The sequence below is a fragment of the Micromonospora taraxaci genome, assembly GCF_007830095.1.
In the GTDB taxonomy this organism is placed as follows: Bacteria; Actinomycetota; Actinomycetes; order Mycobacteriales; family Micromonosporaceae; genus Micromonospora; species Micromonospora taraxaci.
In genome coordinates this window covers 3,410,734-3,425,798 of the sequence record NZ_VIWZ01000001.1, presented here as the reverse complement: position 1 = coordinate 3,425,798, position 15,065 = coordinate 3,410,734, and the positions used below count along the sequence as shown (strand labels likewise).

At 71.8% G+C, this 15,065-nt stretch carries 17 protein-coding genes; 4 read left to right on the top strand and 13 right to left on the bottom strand.

Annotation, left to right across the window (positions count from 1 at the left end; all coding sequences use genetic code 11):
• Window positions 1–4: 4 nt before the first annotated feature.
• From FHU34_RS15685 to FHU34_RS15645, 9 genes are all read right to left on the bottom strand, one after another.
• Window positions 5–1,162, bottom strand: a complete 1,158-nt coding sequence (locus FHU34_RS15685) for an SLC5/6 family protein (protein WP_145781126.1) — start codon at window positions 1,160–1,162, stop codon at window positions 5–7.
• Window positions 1,155–1,958, bottom strand: a complete 804-nt coding sequence (locus FHU34_RS15680) for a sugar phosphate isomerase/epimerase family protein (protein WP_145781123.1) — start codon at window positions 1,956–1,958, stop codon at window positions 1,155–1,157. Before FHU34_RS15680 ends, FHU34_RS15685 begins: the two co-directional genes overlap by 8 nt.
• Window positions 1,955–3,130, bottom strand: a complete 1,176-nt coding sequence (locus FHU34_RS15675) for a dihydrodipicolinate synthase family protein (protein WP_145781121.1) — start codon at window positions 3,128–3,130, stop codon at window positions 1,955–1,957. Before FHU34_RS15675 ends, FHU34_RS15680 begins: the two co-directional genes overlap by 4 nt.
• A complete protein-coding gene (locus tag FHU34_RS15670) occupies window positions 3,127–4,278 on the bottom strand; it encodes a Gfo/Idh/MocA family protein (protein WP_145781120.1) in 1,152 nt (383 codons plus the stop codon). Before FHU34_RS15670 ends, FHU34_RS15675 begins: the two co-directional genes overlap by 4 nt.
• A gap of 38 nt (window positions 4,279–4,316) precedes the next feature.
• Window positions 4,317–5,072 (bottom strand): ABC transporter ATP-binding protein, encoded by a 756-nt coding sequence (locus FHU34_RS15665; protein ID WP_423437604.1) that lies wholly within the window; start codon window positions 5,070–5,072, stop codon window positions 4,317–4,319.
• A 43-nt stretch (window positions 5,073–5,115) separates the two neighbouring features.
• The gene (locus FHU34_RS15660; protein WP_145781116.1) at window positions 5,116–6,120 is read right to left on the bottom strand and encodes an ABC transporter substrate-binding protein; all 1,005 of its coding nucleotides are present in this window, start codon (window positions 6,118–6,120) and stop codon (window positions 5,116–5,118) included.
• A 23-nt stretch (window positions 6,121–6,143) separates the two neighbouring features.
• Window positions 6,144–7,079 (bottom strand): ABC transporter permease, encoded by a 936-nt coding sequence (locus FHU34_RS15655; protein ID WP_145781114.1) that lies wholly within the window; start codon window positions 7,077–7,079, stop codon window positions 6,144–6,146.
• A 136-nt stretch (window positions 7,080–7,215) separates the two neighbouring features.
• A complete protein-coding gene (locus FHU34_RS15650; protein WP_145781112.1) occupies window positions 7,216–7,932 on the bottom strand; it encodes a cupin domain-containing protein in 717 nt (238 codons plus the stop codon).
• On the bottom strand, window positions 7,925–8,269 hold the full coding sequence (locus tag FHU34_RS15645) for a cupin domain-containing protein (protein ID WP_145781110.1): 345 nt from the start codon (window positions 8,267–8,269) through the stop codon (window positions 7,925–7,927). Before FHU34_RS15645 ends, FHU34_RS15650 begins: the two co-directional genes overlap by 8 nt.
• A gap of 93 nt (window positions 8,270–8,362) precedes the next feature.
• Here FHU34_RS15645 and FHU34_RS15640 point away from each other — a divergent pair, with 93 nt between their 5' ends.
• Window positions 8,363–9,436 carry a LacI family DNA-binding transcriptional regulator gene (locus FHU34_RS15640; RefSeq protein ID WP_145781108.1) on the top strand — a complete coding sequence of 358 codons (1,074 nt, stop codon included), beginning with the start codon at window positions 8,363–8,365 and terminating at the stop codon, window positions 9,434–9,436.
• Window positions 9,433–10,452, top strand: a complete 1,020-nt coding sequence (locus FHU34_RS15635) for a phosphotransferase family protein (RefSeq protein ID WP_145781105.1) — start codon at window positions 9,433–9,435, stop codon at window positions 10,450–10,452. Before FHU34_RS15640 ends, FHU34_RS15635 begins: the two co-directional genes overlap by 4 nt.
• 51 nt (window positions 10,453–10,503) lie before the next feature.
• Here FHU34_RS15635 and FHU34_RS15630 read toward each other — a convergent pair whose 3' ends face one another.
• A complete protein-coding gene (locus FHU34_RS15630; RefSeq protein WP_145781103.1) occupies window positions 10,504–11,166 on the bottom strand; it encodes a fasciclin domain-containing protein in 663 nt (220 codons plus the stop codon).
• A 132-nt stretch (window positions 11,167–11,298) separates the two neighbouring features.
• Here FHU34_RS15630 and FHU34_RS15625 point away from each other — a divergent pair, with 132 nt between their 5' ends.
• The gene (locus FHU34_RS15625) at window positions 11,299–11,784 is read left to right on the top strand and encodes a GNAT family N-acetyltransferase (protein WP_145781101.1); all 486 of its coding nucleotides are present in this window, start codon (window positions 11,299–11,301) and stop codon (window positions 11,782–11,784) included.
• Between the two features lie 174 nt (window positions 11,785–11,958).
• Here FHU34_RS15625 and FHU34_RS15620 read toward each other — a convergent pair whose 3' ends face one another.
• Together FHU34_RS15620 and FHU34_RS15615 are read right to left on the bottom strand one after the other, a co-directional pair.
• Window positions 11,959–13,251 carry an MFS transporter gene (locus FHU34_RS15620; protein ID WP_145781097.1) on the bottom strand — a complete coding sequence of 431 codons (1,293 nt, stop codon included), beginning with the start codon at window positions 13,249–13,251 and terminating at the stop codon, window positions 11,959–11,961.
• Between the two features lie 82 nt (window positions 13,252–13,333).
• Complete coding sequence (locus FHU34_RS15615) at window positions 13,334–13,894, bottom strand: NADPH-dependent FMN reductase (RefSeq protein WP_145781095.1); 561 nt, start codon at window positions 13,892–13,894, stop codon at window positions 13,334–13,336.
• 138 nt (window positions 13,895–14,032) lie between these two features.
• On the opposite strand from FHU34_RS15615, the gene FHU34_RS15610 reads away from it, so the two are divergent.
• Window positions 14,033–14,506 (top strand): MarR family winged helix-turn-helix transcriptional regulator, encoded by a 474-nt coding sequence (locus FHU34_RS15610; RefSeq protein ID WP_145781093.1) that lies wholly within the window; start codon window positions 14,033–14,035, stop codon window positions 14,504–14,506.
• Window positions 14,507–14,518: 12 nt separating this feature from the next.
• Here FHU34_RS15610 and FHU34_RS15605 read toward each other — a convergent pair whose 3' ends face one another.
• A complete protein-coding gene (locus tag FHU34_RS15605) occupies window positions 14,519–15,019 on the bottom strand; it encodes an anthrone oxygenase family protein (RefSeq protein WP_341874436.1) in 501 nt (166 codons plus the stop codon).
• Window positions 15,020–15,065: the final 46 nt, after the last annotated feature.

Below are 15,065 nucleotides of genomic sequence, written 5' to 3'. Positions count from 1 at the left end.
GAAATCACCGAGCGGCCCGCCGCCAGAGCACTGTGCACACCCCGGCGAGAGCCAGCCCGAGCAGCGGGGCGACACCCACGCCGGCGAGGGTGCAGGCCACCGCCAGCAGCGCGGGTGGCACCCAGCACCAGGCCGGCACGGTCCGCGGCGCGCTACCGCGGCGGCGGGCGGCGGCCTCGGTCGCCATCGGCACCACCAGCACCGGCAGCGCGGCGGCCAGCAGCGTCAGCCAGGGCAGCACCAGGCGGTCGAAGCGCGCCACCGCCAGCAGCCCACCGAGCACCGCGACGGCGAGCATCGCCGCCCGCGCCGGCACCCGGGGCGCCAGGCCGCGCAACGCCAACGAACCGGAGTACGTGGTGGTCAGCGCGGCGGCGAAGACCGCCACCGCGACGAACAGATTCGCGTACGCGGCCAGGCCCGATCCGGCGGCGAGCAGCGTGACCACGTCCGCCTCGCCGGTGCGCAGCCACAGGCCGGCACCGGCGATCACCCCGAGCAACGCCGGCCCGATCAGCAGCCCCACGCACCAGAGCAGGTCCCGCCGCCGGGCGAGGCCGACGCTGAAGTCGGGTGCGCGCAACGCGAACACCGCCGCGTAGCCGATCAGCGCGGCGGCGTCGGCGAACCCACCGAAGGCGAGCCGGACGGGCGCGCCGGGCGGAGGCAGCACGGCCAGGCACCAGCCGACCAGCACCACCGCGCTGAGCGTGGTGACCACCGCGATCCGGTTGCCGAGTCGGGCCGGCGCCCAGGAGACGGCGAGGACCGCCACCTCCAACAGGGCCGGCCCGGCCCAGCCCGGCAGGTGGGTCAACGCGGCCAGCGAGGCACCGCCGAGCCCGACGTTGAACCCGTTCCAACCGACCATCGACACGGTCAGCACCGCCGCCAGCAGCAACCGCGAGGTGTTCCCCAGGTACGCGGGCAGCACCGCGGTCAGCGTCCCGCCGTCGCCGAGCGGCCGACGCAGACCGATCCGACCCTGCCCCCAGAGCAGTGCCGCCATCAGCGCCCCGCCGACCAGCAGACCCGCCACCGGCACCGCACCGCCGTGCCGGGCGGCCATCGCCGCGCCGAGCACCAGCGTGGCAGGTGCGGTGCCGATTCCCAGCCACGCGCCGACCGCCGCCGGCCAGCGCCGTTCGGCAGTCTCAGACAACGTGGCGCAGGTAACCGGCCACCGCCGCGTCCAGCACCTCGGCACCCGGGCGCGCCCACACCTCGGCGGAGAAGACCTCCACCTCGATCGGGCCGACGTAACCGGCCGCGTCCACCGCCTCGCGCAACCGGCGCAACTCGATGCACCCGTCGCCCGGCAGCGCCCGGCCGAGCAGCACCCCCTCCGGCAGTGGCGTCACCCAGTCGCAGACCTGGAACGCCGCGATCCACTCCCCGGCCCGCGCGATCTGCGCGTACACCGTGTCGTCCCACCAGACGTGGTACGCGTCCACGACCACGCCGACCACCGACGGGTCGAACCGCTCGGCGATGTCGAGCGCCTGACCCAGGGTGGCGATCACGCAGCGGTCGGCGGCGAACATCGGGTGCAGCGGCTCGATCGCCAGCCGCACCCCGGCGGCCTCGGCGTGCGGGGCCAACTCCCCGATCGCGTCGGCGACCCGCTGCCGGGCGCCGTCGATGTCCCGGCTGCCGGGCGGCAGCCCACCGGACACCAGGACCAGCTCCGGGGCACCCACTGTGGCCGCCTCCTCGATGGCCCGCAAGTTCTCCTCGTGCCAGTCGTCGGCGGAGAAGAAACCACCCCGGCACAGCGAAGTGACGGTGAGACCCGCGTCGCGGACCAGCTTCGCCGACCGGGCCAACCCGTACTCGGCGACCGGCTCGCGCCACAACCCGATGCCCGGCACTCCGGCCGCCACGCAGCCAGCCACCACGTCCGGCAGCGGCCAGCGCTGGGCGGTGGCCTGGTTGAACGAGAAGCGCGCGAGGCTCATTGGGCCACCCCGGCAACCGTGAAGAACGCCCGCGCCCGGGCCGCCGCCAGGTCGGCATCCGGCAACAACCCGGCCGCGTCGGCGAGGGTGAGCAGGGTGGCCAGGTGCGCCGGGGACCGGCCGGACTGCGCGCCGCCGACCATGGTGAAGTGGTCCTGGTGCCCGGCCAGCCAGGCCAGGAACACGATACCCGTCTTGTAGTGCCAGGTCGGGGCCGCGAACAGGTGCCGGGCCAGCGGCACTGTCGGTGCGAAGATCTCGTCGTACGCCGCCAGGTCCCCCCGGTCCAGCGCGGCGAACGCGGCCGCGGCGGCGGGCGCGATGGCCGCGAACACCCCGAGCAGCGCGTCGGAATGCCCCACCTCGTCGCCCCGGATCAGCTCCGGGTAGTGGAAGTCGTCACCCGTGTAGAGGCGCACCCCGGCGGGGAGCCGGCGGCGCAGCGCGACCTCCCGGTCGGCGTCCAGCAGCGACACCTTGATGCCGTCCACAATCGACTGATGCGCCTTGATCAGCTCGACGACCGTGTCGGCGGCCAGGTCCAGGTCGGCAGCACCCCAGTAGCCGTTCAACGCCGGGTCGAACATCGGGCCCAGCCAGTGCAGCACCACCGGCTCGTCGGCGGCGCTCAGCAGCTCGTCGTACACCCGGAGGTAGTCCTCCGGGCCGCGCGCCGCGGCGGCCAGATGCCGGCTGCACATCAACACCGGGCGGGCGCCGGCCGCGCGGACGTCGGCGAGCTGTTCGAGGTACGCGGCGGTGACCGCCGCCACTGTCGCCGGACCGGCCGGCAGCTGGTCCGTGCCGACCCCGGCGACGATCCGGCCTCCCACCGCGCGGGCCTCGGCGGCGCTGCGGCGGATCAACTCCCGGGTGGCCCTGTAGTCCAGCCCCATCCCCCGCTGCGCGGTGTCCATCGCCTCGGCGACCCCGAGCCCGTACGACCAGAGGTGCCGCCGGAAGGCGAGGGTGGTGTCCCAGTCCACGGCCGCCGGGGCACCCGGCACGTTCTCCGCCGTCGGGTCGGCGACCACGTGCGCGGCGGCGTACGCGATCCGGCTGGTCGCCGGCGCGGCCGGGCGGGCGAAGCCGCCGCCCCCGGTGAGCCGGTGCCGCCGGCCACCCGGCAGCGCCACCTCGGCCGTCACCGGCGGCACCACCTCGGCCGTCATGAGCGCAGCTCCGGCACCTCGACCCGACCACCCTCGCGAGCGGAGCGCAGCCCCAACTCGGCGAGTTGCACGCCGCGCGCGCCGGCCAGGAAGTCCCAGCGGAACGGCTCACCGGCGACGACGTGCCGCAGGTACGCCTCCCACTGCACCTTGAAGCCGTTGTCGAACTCCTCGTTGTCGGGCACCTCGGCCCACTGGGCGCGGAAGTCCTCGGTGGCCGGCAGGTCCGGGTTCCACACCGGCTTCGGGGTGACCGCCCGGTGCTGCACCCGGCAGTTGCGCAGCCCGGCCACCGCGCTGCCCTCGGTGCCGTCGACCTGGAACTCCACCAGCTCGTCGCGGTACACCCGCACGTTCCAGGACGAGTTGATCTGCGCGATGATCCCGCCGTCGAGTTCGAAGACGGCGTACGCGGCGTCGTCGGCGGTGGCCGGATACACCTGACCGGCCTCGTCGACGCGCTCGGGCACGTGGGTGGCGGTCACGCAGGACACCGCCCGCACCCGGCCGAACAGCTCCTCCAGCACGTAGTGCCAGTGCGGGAACATGTCGACCACAATGCCGCCGCCGTCCTCGGCCCGGTAGTTCCACGACGGCCGCTGGGCGGGCTGCCAGTCACCTTCGAACACCCAGTAACCGAACTCGCCGCGCACCGAGAGGATCCGGCCGAAGAAGCCGCCGTCGACGAGGCGCTTGAGCTTGCGCAGCCCCGGTAGGAAGAGCTTGTCCTGCACGACGCCGGTGCGTACGCCGGCTGCGTCCGCCGCCCGGGCCAGGTCGAGCGCGGCAGCGGTGTCCTCGGCGAGGGGCTTCTCCGTGTAGATGTGCTTGCCGGCCTCGATGGCCTGCCGGATCGCCTTCTCGCGCTGCTGGGTGACCTGCGCGTCGAAGTAGATCTGGACGTCGTCGCGGGCGAGCGCGGCGGTCAGGTCCGTGGTCCATTCGGTGAGCCCGTGCCGCTCGGCGATCTCGCGGAGCTTCGTCTCGTTACGCCCGACCAGGACCGGCTCCGGCCAGACGGTCGTGCCGTCGGCCAGCGTCACGCCGCCGGACTCCCGGATGGCCAGCAAGGACCGGACGAGGTGCTGGCGGTAGCCCATCCTTCCGGTCACACCGTTGACGATGATGCCGATCGACCTGCGGGTCATGGTGTTCCTTCCGTCGTGCTGGTCGTGCCGATCCGCGCTCAGTGGTTGGCGGCCGCGCTGCCGAGCAACCCACGCAGGTCGGTGGCGAGCCGGTCGAAACGGGGATCCGACATCACCGACGCGTAGTCGCGGTGCGCCGGCAGGTCGACCGGGAAGGTGCGGATGATCCGGCCGGGCCGGGGGCTCATCACCACGACCCGGGTACCGAGGAAGACCGCCTCGGCGATGGAGTGGGTGACCAGCACGACAGTGGTGCCGGTCTCCCGCCAGATCCGGTGCAGTTCGGCGTTCATCTGCTCCCGGGTCAGCGCGTCCAGCGCGCCGAACGGCTCGTCCATGAGCAGCACCGGCGGGGAGTGCAGCAGCGCGCGGCAGAGCGCCACCCGCTGCTGCATGCCGCCGGACAACTCGTGTGGCAGTGCCTTCTCGAAGCCGGTCAGGCCGGTCATCTCGATCAGCTCGTCGGCCCGACGGGACGCCTGGGCCCGGTCCATGCCGCGCATCTCGGCCTGGAGCAGGATGTTGGCCCGGGCACCGCGCCACTCCAGCAGCGCCGCCTTCTGGAAGACGAAGCCGATCTCCTTCTGCGGGCCACGGACCGGACGCTCCAACAGCGACACCGCACCGCTGGTCGGCGTGACCAACCCGGCGACGATCTTCAGGAGAGTGGACTTGCCGCAGCCGGACGGGCCGACGATCGTGACGAACTCGCCGGGCTCGATGTCCAGCGACACGTCGTCCAGGGCGGTGGTCTGGGACCGCCGGGAGGTGAACCGTACGGTCACCCCGGACATCCCGATGGCGGTGCCGGTGGCTGCCGGCGCGGCGGTCACCGGGTCACCCCTGCTTCGCGTACGAGGAGTCCCAGTACGCGTTGGGCGCGCCCGGGTCCTTCAGCTCCGCGTAGCGGGACATCAGGTCGATGGTCTCGGTCCACTGGGCCTCGGTGTTCACCCCGGGCGGTCCTTCGCCGCCGAGCAGCGGCAGCACGAGGGTGAGTTGCTTGGTGAGCACCTCGGGTGCCGGCTCGTTCTCGGCGAGCGCGGCCATCGCGGTCACCGCGCCGGCCGGGTCGCGGGCGGCGTCGGCCCAGGACTTCTGGGTGGCCTTGACGAACTTGCGGGCCAACTCCGGGTCCTTCTGCAGGGTCTGGGTGTTGGCGATCAGGCCGGTGCCGAGCAGGTTCATCCCGTAGTCGGCGAAGAGCAGGACGTCGACCTTCTTACCGGTCTTGCTCTCGATGGTGGGCGCCTGGTCGTGGAAGAAGCCCATGATGGCGTCGACCTTGCCCTCGGCCAGGGCGGCGATCTTGCCGGCGGCGTCGACGTTGACGACCTTGACGTCGTTCTGCTTGAGGCCGTTCTTCTCCAGCCAGGCCGGGAAGGTCGCGTAGAGGGCGTCGCCGGGGGTGCCCCCGACGGTCTTGCCCTTGAGATCCGCCGGGGTCTTGATGTTCTTCTCGGAGAAGAACTCCACCGAGGAGGGGCCCTTCTCCAGGTACGCGCCGAGGCTGCGCACCGGCATCCCGGTGGCCACCGACTTGAGCAGCACCGGGCTGTCGGCCCAGCCGAAGTCGGTCTGCTTCTGGGCGACCTGCTTGACCGTGTTGCCCGAGCCGTTGCCCGGCAGGATCTTCAGGTCGATGCCCTCGGCCGAGTAGTAGCCGTTCTGCAGGCCGTAGTAGAACGGCGCGTGCTCGCCGTAGGGCACCCAGTTCAGGGTCAGGGTGACCTGCTTCTTGCCGTCCGCGCCGGTCTTGCCGGCGGAGTCGTCCCCACCGCAGCCGGTGGCGGCGAACAGGAGGGCGGCGGTGACCAGGATGGTGGTGGCGGTGCGTTTCATCGGTGCCTCCGTGATGGGGTCGGTCAGGAGGTGGTCAGGGACACGCCGGCCCGGCGACTGGCGTGCCACGGGATGAGCAGTGCCTCGGCGATCTCGACCAGGACGAACAGGACGATGCCGATGGCGGACATCAGGATCAGGTCGGCGAACAGCAGCGGGGCGTCGAGGTTGCCGTTGGCCAGCAACAGGACGTAGCCGAGCCCTTCGCTGGCGCCGACGAACTCGCCGACCACGGCACCGACCACCGCGAGGGTGACCGCCACCTTGAGACCGGCCATGAGGTGCGGCAACGCGTTCGGGAAGCGGATCTTGCGGAAGGTGCGCCACGGCCCGGCACCCATCGTGGCGGCCAGGTCGAGCAGCTCAGGGTCGGTGGAGCGCAGGCCGGCCACACCGGAGATGACCACCGGGAAGAACGCGATGAGCACCGCCAGGATGATCTTCGGGGTGAGGCCGAGGCCAAACCAGACCACCAGTAGGGGCGCGATGGCGATCTTCGGGATGACCTGTGCGAACAGGACGATCGGGTAGAGCGCCTTGTCCAGGGTGCGGGAGTACGCGATGGCGACAGCGGTCGCGAGGCCCAACGCGGCGGCCAGCACGAAGCCGAGGACCGTCTCGTACAGGGTGACCAGTGTGTGTCGGGCTAGTTCCGACCACTGGTCGGTCATCGTCTCCCAGACCTGGCCGGGTGTGGGCACCAGGTAGTTCGGGACGTATTCCTGGGCGGCCACGAACCACCAAGCGGCGAACAGGACCGCGAGGACCAGCGCCGGACGCCAGAGCGAGTCGGCGAAGGCCGCCGCCCGGCGACCGAGCGTCGGTCGTGGTGGACGGCCACCGCCGGTCGGCGCACCGGACGATGCCGGTCTGTCGACTGTGGTCGGGGCCGCCCGCTCGCTGTCCACCGCCTCGGCGTCGGCGCGGCGACCTGCGGTGTCCAAAGAGTTCTCGGTCACGCGAAACCTCCTCGGGCGCCCGGCACGGCACCGACATCCGGGCCGATCGGCGGATCAGGCAAACGCTTTCCTGGGAGCGTAGGCTGCCCCTGCGATGCCGGGCAAGGCCTTTCCTCGATGTATTCGTCCGACGCCGTCAGCCGGCCGCCGGGTAGGTGTCGAGCAGGCCGCACATGCCCAGCCGACCCCGCTCGACCGGCTCGTCCACCGCGTACACGCCGGCCTCGCCCAGGTGCCGGGGGTCCCCCCGCTCCAGAGCGTCGAGGTGGGCGCCGGTGTCGGCGGCGGCCCGACCCGCGCCGGACTCCCAGCGCTGCCGCCACCGCGCCAGCAGCGGCTCGCGCAGCGCGACCGCCGCGGCGTGGAAGGCGGCCAACGCCATCGGCCCGCCGGACCGCAACGCCTGGAACCCGGTCACCGCCAGATCACGTCGGCGGTACGCGGCCCACACGTCCGCGCCCGGCGCTCCCCCGTCGGGAAGTGCCGCCGCGGCGGCGTACGCGGCCGGATCGGCCAGCACGTCGGGCGGGAAGGTCAGGACCGCGTCACCGGCCTCGGGCAACCCGCTGTTCTGCATGAGCACCACGATGGTCAACCCTCCCCCGTTGACCAGGCGGTGCACGGTGCCGGGCTCGAACCAGACCACAGCGCCCGGCCGCAGCGGCGTCTCCCGGAAGCCGGCGGCGGTCAGGGTCTGCACCGCGCCCTCGCCGTCGGTCACCACGTACCCCTCGGTGCAGCACAGGTGCACGTGCGGGGTGCCGCCGACCAGCCCGTCCGGGGCGAGCGTGTCGTAGACGCGCAGCCGGGAAACCCCGATCCCACCGGGCAGCGGGGCCGACCGGTCAGTCATCGAAGTACTCGTCGGTGTCGTCCGCCGCCGGCAGCGACACCAGCAGCACGGTCAGGTCGCCGATGGCCCGGTGCCGGCAACCCGGCTTGATCAGGAACGCGGACATCGGTCGAGCCGGATGGCGGACGCCGTCCAACTCGACCTCGCCCTCACCGGCGAGCACGATGTAGTACTCGGTGGCGACCCGGTGGTGGTGGGTGACCGCGTCCTGCACCTGGAGCAGGTGCACGCTGGCCTGGCCGTCGCTCTCGGCGATGAAGCCTCGGCGGGTGGTCCCACACGAGCAGCGCCGGGCCGGAAGGTCGTCGAGTTGGAGTACCGCGAAGCTGTCGGACACGGCCGGGCCTCCCTGCGGGAAAGGGCTTTCTCTGCGGTACCGTGACGCTAGCCGGCACGACGAAACGCCGTCAACAGATCGAGGGGGCGGGCCATGGCGACCCTGTCCGATGTGGCGCGCCGCGCGGGCGTCTCACCCGCCACCGCCTCCCGTGTCATCAACGGCAGCAGCAAACCGGTCACCGACGAGCTGCGCGAGCGGGTGCTCGCCGCCGTCGCCGAGTTGCAGTACGTGCCGAACGCGCACGCCCAGTTGCTGGCCCGCTCGCACCGCAGCGCGGTGGGCGTGATCGTGCACGACGTCTCCGACCCGTACTTCGCCGAGATCACCCGTGGGCTGCAACGTGTCGCCACCGACCAGGGCCGACTGCTGATGATCTGCAACAGCTACCGGGACCCGGACCGTGAGTTGGAGTACGTGGAGCTGCTGCGCGGCCACCAGGTGGCGGCGTTGATCCTGGCCGGCTCCGGCTACCACGACGAGGCGTTCACCCGGCAGCTCAACGAGAAGCTCGCCGCGTACGAGGCCACCGGCGGGCGGGTCGCGGTGATCGGCCGGCACGAGCACTCCGGCGACGCGGTCATGCCGGACAACCGGACCGGCGGCTACCTGGCGGGTCGGGAGCTGTGCGGGCTGGGGCACCGGGCGATCGGCGTCGTCGCCGGCCCACGGATCCTCACCACCACGACCGACCGGCTGGCCGGTCTCCGCCAGGCCCTCACCGAGCAGGGCCGCGAGCTGCCGGACCGGCGCATCCGGTACGCGGAGTTCGACCGCGACGGGGGCGCGGAGGCGACCGCCCGACTCCTCGACGCCGACCCGGAGCTGACCGCGATCGTGGCGCTCAACGACTCGATGGCCATCGGCGCGCTCGCCACCCTGCGAGCGCGAGGGCTGGCCGTGCCGCAGCAGACCTCGGTGGTGGGCTTCGACGACATGCCGATCGCCCGGGACGTGACGCCGGCGCTGACCACAGTGCGACTGCCCCTCGTCGACATGGGGGCGCGCGCGATGTCCCTGGTGCTCGGCGTCGGGGCGCCGACGCCTCGGGTCGAGGTGCTCCCCGCCGAGCTGGTCCGCCGTGACACCGCCGGGCCCGTCCCGCCCTCCGTCCGTGCCACCGCCGGCTCGACGCCGCACCCGCGGCGAGGAGACGCGACGACGTGACCGTGGTCAGCCCGACCCAACGGCGCATCACCAGTGCCGACGTGCGGCATCTGGTCGGCGCGTCGTTCGGGCCACACGCCCGGGTGCGGGACACCGGCCCGCTGACCGGAGGTGGATACGCGACGGTCTGGTGGGCGTTGCTCGACGACGACCGCCGGGTGGTGCTGAAGCTGGCGCCACCGGCCGGGACGCCGCTGCTGCGCTACGAGCGTGGGCTCTGCGTGGCCGAGGCCGACTACTTCCGGCTCGTCGCCGAGCGTGCCCCGCAGGTGCCGACGCCCGTCGTGCTGCACCACGGCTCCGACCCGGCGTACGGCGAGTGGTTGGTCACCACGATGCTGCCCGGCCGATCGCTGTCCGACCTGGCCGAGGACGGCGCCGCGATCGACGACGGCCCGGCGCGCCACGACCTCGGGGCGGCCCTCGCCGCGTTGCACCGGGTCACCGGCGACCGGTTCGGCTACGACGGCGACCGGCCTTCCGGGTCGACCTGGCGGGCCGCGTTCACGGCGATGCTGGACGCGCTGCTCGCCGACGCGTCCGACTGGAACGTCCGGCTGCCTTTCCCGCCCGAGCGCCTGCACGCGCTTGTAGAGCGGCACGCCGACGTGCTGGACGAGGTGCGTCGCCCGGCGCTGCTGCACTTCGACTGCTGGGACGGCAACGTCCTGGCCGCGCCCGACGCGGACGGCCGGCTGCGGCTGCGTGGCCTGGTGGACGGCGAGCGGTTCCTCTACGGCGATCCGTTGCTGGACCTGGTCTCGCCGCTGCTCTTCCGGCGCGTCGAGGACGAGCCGGAGCACCCGTTGCTGCGCGGCTACCGGGCCGCCGCCGCCGAGCCGCTGCTGCTGGACGCCTCGGCGCGGAGCCGCCTGGGTCTGTACCGGTTGCACCTCTACCTGCTGATGACAGTGGAGATGCCCAGCCGCGGCATGACCGTTCACACCCACCCCTGGCGGCACGCCCGACTGGCGGAGCTGCTCGACGGAGAGATCACCGCGCTCGCCTCCGACTGACGGCCGGCGCGGGTGACGCCCGACGCGTGGTCGGACGCCACCCGCCCCCGGTCAGGGCAGGTCGATCGGGCGCAGCACCCGGTCGACGGTGTGCGCGATCTGCCGGTTGCCCTTGTTGACGTCGAAGGTGACGACGCGGGCGTTCCGGTCGTCGGTGTCGGCGTCGACGAGCCGCACCTGGCGGAAGACGTGCAGGTAGGTGCGCACGTCGACCTCGACGGTGGACCCGAGCGCGGTGCTCAGGTCAGTGCCGTCGGCCCGGACCGCCGTCTTGCGATCGATGGTGGCACCGGGCACCACGTGGTAGAGCAGCACCGACTCGACGGTGTCGATGCCCAGCCCGGCGACGGCGGTGAACGCCGCGCTCTCGCTCGGCAGCTTCCTCGCCTCCGTGATCTCGCGTACCAACTGCTGGAAGGCCGCGTCGGTGGGGATGAACGCGGTCAGCGCGACAGTGCCGTCGGTGAGCACCTTGACCGGTGAGTTCGGCTTGGCCTCCAGTACGGCCAGCACGGCCGCGGTCAGCACGTCGAAGTCCCGCGAGTTGCGGTCGAAGCCGCTGGTGTCCTTCGTGAGCACCTCGGCGAGCGAGGTCGTGCCGAGCGGCTTGGTCTTGCCGGTCGCCTGCGCGGCCGGCACGGCGATGGCCGTGGTGGCCAGCGCGGTGGCCATGGTGCCCACCGCCACCCTGGCGGCGAATCGTGCGATCTTCATCAGCGGGCCTTTCGTCGAAGCGACGGATCCGTGACGTCTCGTCACGACCCATGCTTCGCACCGGGAACGCCGCTCGGATGCACCCGGGGATAACCGATTGTCCGCGGCTCATTGCGGGCTTAGCCTCCCCCGGTGCTGATTCGGGAGTTCGTCGACCAGGACTGGTCGCAGGTGTGGCCGATCATCCAGGAGGTGATCGGGGCTCAGGAGACCTTCACCTACGACCCGGCGATGACCGCCGAGCAGTCGTACGGCATGTGGGTCGAAATGGCACCGGGCCGGACGGTCGTCGCGGTGGACGGCGGGCGGGTGCTCGGCACCGCGAAGATGGGCACCAACAAACCGGGACCGGGCGCGCACGTCTCCACGGCGAGCTTCATGGTCGCCGCCGACGCCCGTGGCCGGGGCGTCGGCACCGCGCTGTGCCGCGACGCCCTGACCTGGGCCCGCGAGCAGGGGTACGCGGGCATGCAGTTCAACGCCGTCGCGGAGAGCAACCGCTCGGCGGTGGAGCTGTACCGGCGGGAAGGCTTCGCGGTGATCGGCACGGTGCCGGGCGCGTTCCGTCACCCCACCCTCGGCCGGGTCGGCCTGCACGTCATGTACCAGGAGTTCTGACCGGAGCGCTCAGCTCAGGACTGCATTGCGCTGGTCGGCACCTTTGGAGCTGATGTCACAAACGAATCGATCCTCGCCGCGTCGACCGAGTCGCCTCAGGACAACCGAATCGCTGCCGGCCAGGCGAGTCACCTCAGCTGTGTGACTCGTCTGTGACATCAGGTCGACAGGACCTCAACCGCCGACAGTGCCGCTGGCCGAGGACACACGGACGTCAGGCGGCGCCGCAGCCGGTTCCGCGCCGGCGCGGCGGACCGGACTGAAGAGGCCGGCGACAGCTACCAGCAGGCATCCCGTGCCGGCCGCTAGCGTGACGGCCGCGACCCCGAACCGGGCGGCGGCCCAGGTCAGCACGACAGCGCCGGCCGGACCGAGGGCGTAGTGCGTGCTCCAGAACGCCGACGTCACCCGGCCGAGCAGGTGGTCGGGGGTGATCTCCTGGCGCAGCGACATCGAACAGATCCCGCCGATGCTGAGGCAGCACAGGTACACCGCTGTCAGCGCGGTGACCGCCGGCACGCTCGTCGCGATGCCGACGCCCGCCACCGCGAAACCGCAGACGGCGTGCGCGCCGATCCAGGTCGCGCCGAATCCGCGTCGCCGGCGCAGCGGGGCCACCAGCAGCGCACCGGCGACCGTGCCCAGCGCCGCCAGACCGAGGACCGTGCCGACGGTGCCCTCGGAGCCGCCCAGGTCGCGGGTGACGTGGTAGATCAGCACGTCGACGAAGCCGTAGGTCAGGAAGATGAAGACCGACAACAGGACGGTCAGCGCGCGCAGGACGGGCTGTCCCCACAGGAACCGCGCCCCGGCGAGGAACTCGGCCAACGGGCGTTCCCGGGCCACCGGGGCGGCGTCGACAGGCGCGGGTCGCAGACGGATCAGCCACAGTCCGGCCGCGGAGAGCGCGAAGCTCGCCGCGTTGACGGCGATGGCGGTCGCCGGGCCGAAGCGGGCCGCCACCACACCGGCGAGCAGCGGCCCGAGGACGGCGGCCGACGCGTACGTCGCCTGCAACCGGCCGTTGGCCTCGGTGATCCGATCCCGGTCGACGAGGTTGCGGACGGCGGTCACCGCCGCGACCTGGAACACCATGCCGGCCGCCTCGCAGATCGGCAGCACGACGAAGAGCAGCCACACCTGCGGGCCGGCGAGCCACACCAACGGCACCAGACCGTAGAGCACCAGCCGCATCAGGTCCGCCACGATCATCAGCGTGCGGCGGTCGTACCTGTCGACCAGCACCCCGCCGAAGACCCCGGCGGCGACGGACGCCGCACCCGCGACGGCGGTGAGGAGGCCCATCTGCGCCACCGACCCGGTCGCCTGGAGCACCAGCAGCGGCACCGCGAGATAGGCGAACGAGTCGCCGGCCGCCGAGAGCGACTGCGCGACCCAGTACGTGCCGAAGGTGCGGTCCCGCCACAGCGGAGCCCTAGCAGGAGGGCCAACGGTCGGTGTACTCATCGCATTGGATGGTGGCACGACCGCAGGACGCAGGGAAACGGCCGCGGGATGGTCCCGCGGCCGTTTCCGAGGAGCGGAACGCTCAGGCCTTACGCAGCGGAGCGAGCGCGCCGCTCCAGGCGACCACCTGGTCGAGCGTGGTGGTCAGCGCGTCCTGCTGGAACGGGCCGGGCTTGAACGTGCTGAAGTTCTCGAAGTCGGTGAAGAGCGACAGCGCGACCTGCGAGCGCACGTCCGCCATCTGCAGCTCACCGGAGATCAGCCGCAGGTGCTCCACGGCGCGCGCGCCGCCGACCGAGCCGTAGCTGACGAAGCCGACGGCCTTGTTGTTCCACTCGGCGTACAGGAAGTCGATGGCGTTCTTCAGGGCACCCGAGGTGGAGTGGTTGTACTCGGGGGTGACGATGACGAAGCCGTCGTACGAGGCGATCGTCTCGGCCCACCGCTTGGTGTGCGGCTGGGAGTACTGGCCCATCGAGGGCGGGTACGCCTCGTCGAGGTGCGGCAGCTGGTAGTCGAGCAGGTCGATCAGCTCGTACTCCGCGTCGGTGCGCTGCTTGGCGATCTCGAGCACCCAGCGGGCGACGGCTTCCCCGTTACGCCCCGGGCGGGTGCTTCCGAGGATGATCCCGATCCTGGTCATGTGTGGCGCCTTTCAGAGGGTCCTTACCTGACGGCGAGAACGCTAACCGGTGCTTGATTGGTCAAGCAAATATCTCGTCTATGGTCGTTGTCACACGGAGGGTAACCATTTGCTCAGTCAAACAAGTATGATATGAGGATGTCCAACCCCTCCGCAGAGACTCCGCAACCCCTCACCCCTGATGAAGAGGCCTTGGTCCGTGCCCTGGGCCAGGTGATGTACGTGCTGCCCCGCACGATCGACGCGGACATGGTCGGTGACCGTCAGCTACCACTCACCGAGTACACCGCCCTGATGAACCTGTCCGAGGCACCGGAACGGCGGCTGCGCATGCACGAACTCGCCGCCCTCTGCTACCTCTCGCTCAGCGGCATGACCCGGACGATCATCCGGTTGGAGACCCAGGGCCTGGTCAAGCGGGAACGCTGCGAGGAGGACGCCCGGGGCTGGAACGCCGTCCTCACCGACGCGGGCTTCGCCCGCCTGGAAGAGTCCTGGCCCAGCCACCTGGCCGCCGTACGCCGCCGGTTCCTCCAGCACTTCGACGGTCACGACCTGGCCCGGTTGGCCCGCGCGTTCCGGCAGGCCGGAGCGGCGGAGACGACCGACTGAGCCGCGAACGGCTCAGCCGGAGTGCCGTCCCGCCACCACCAGGGCCCAGGCCAGCAGCCCGAACGCGCCGGTCGACGCGACGGCCCGGACGACGTTGCCGCGTACCCAGGTGGTCTCGAAGCGCTCCCGCACTGCCGCGAGGTCGGTGACCTGGTCGACGTCGCCGGCGCGAGCCAGCACGTTGTTGAGCGGCACGTTGACCACCGCGGTGACACCGAGCACCACCAGGTAGGCCAGCAGCCCGGCGACGATCCACGGCAGCGCCGCCCGGCGGTCGGCGCCCAGATGCAGCGCCGCCGCCAGCAGCGTGAACAGCAACGCGCCACCGAAGCAGACCGCGAACCAGCCGTTCAGGATCGACTCGTTGATCCGTTGCATGGCGAGCACCAACGTCCGGTCGTCGGCACGACCCAGCCCTGGCATGACCGCGTACGCGAAGGCGGCGAACAGCCCGGCGGTCAGGCCGGTGGTCACTGTGGCGGCGAACAGGCTCACGGTACTCAGCAATCCCATAAGCCCCATTGCACCCGTTGGCACGCCCCCTGACCAGACCCGAGCA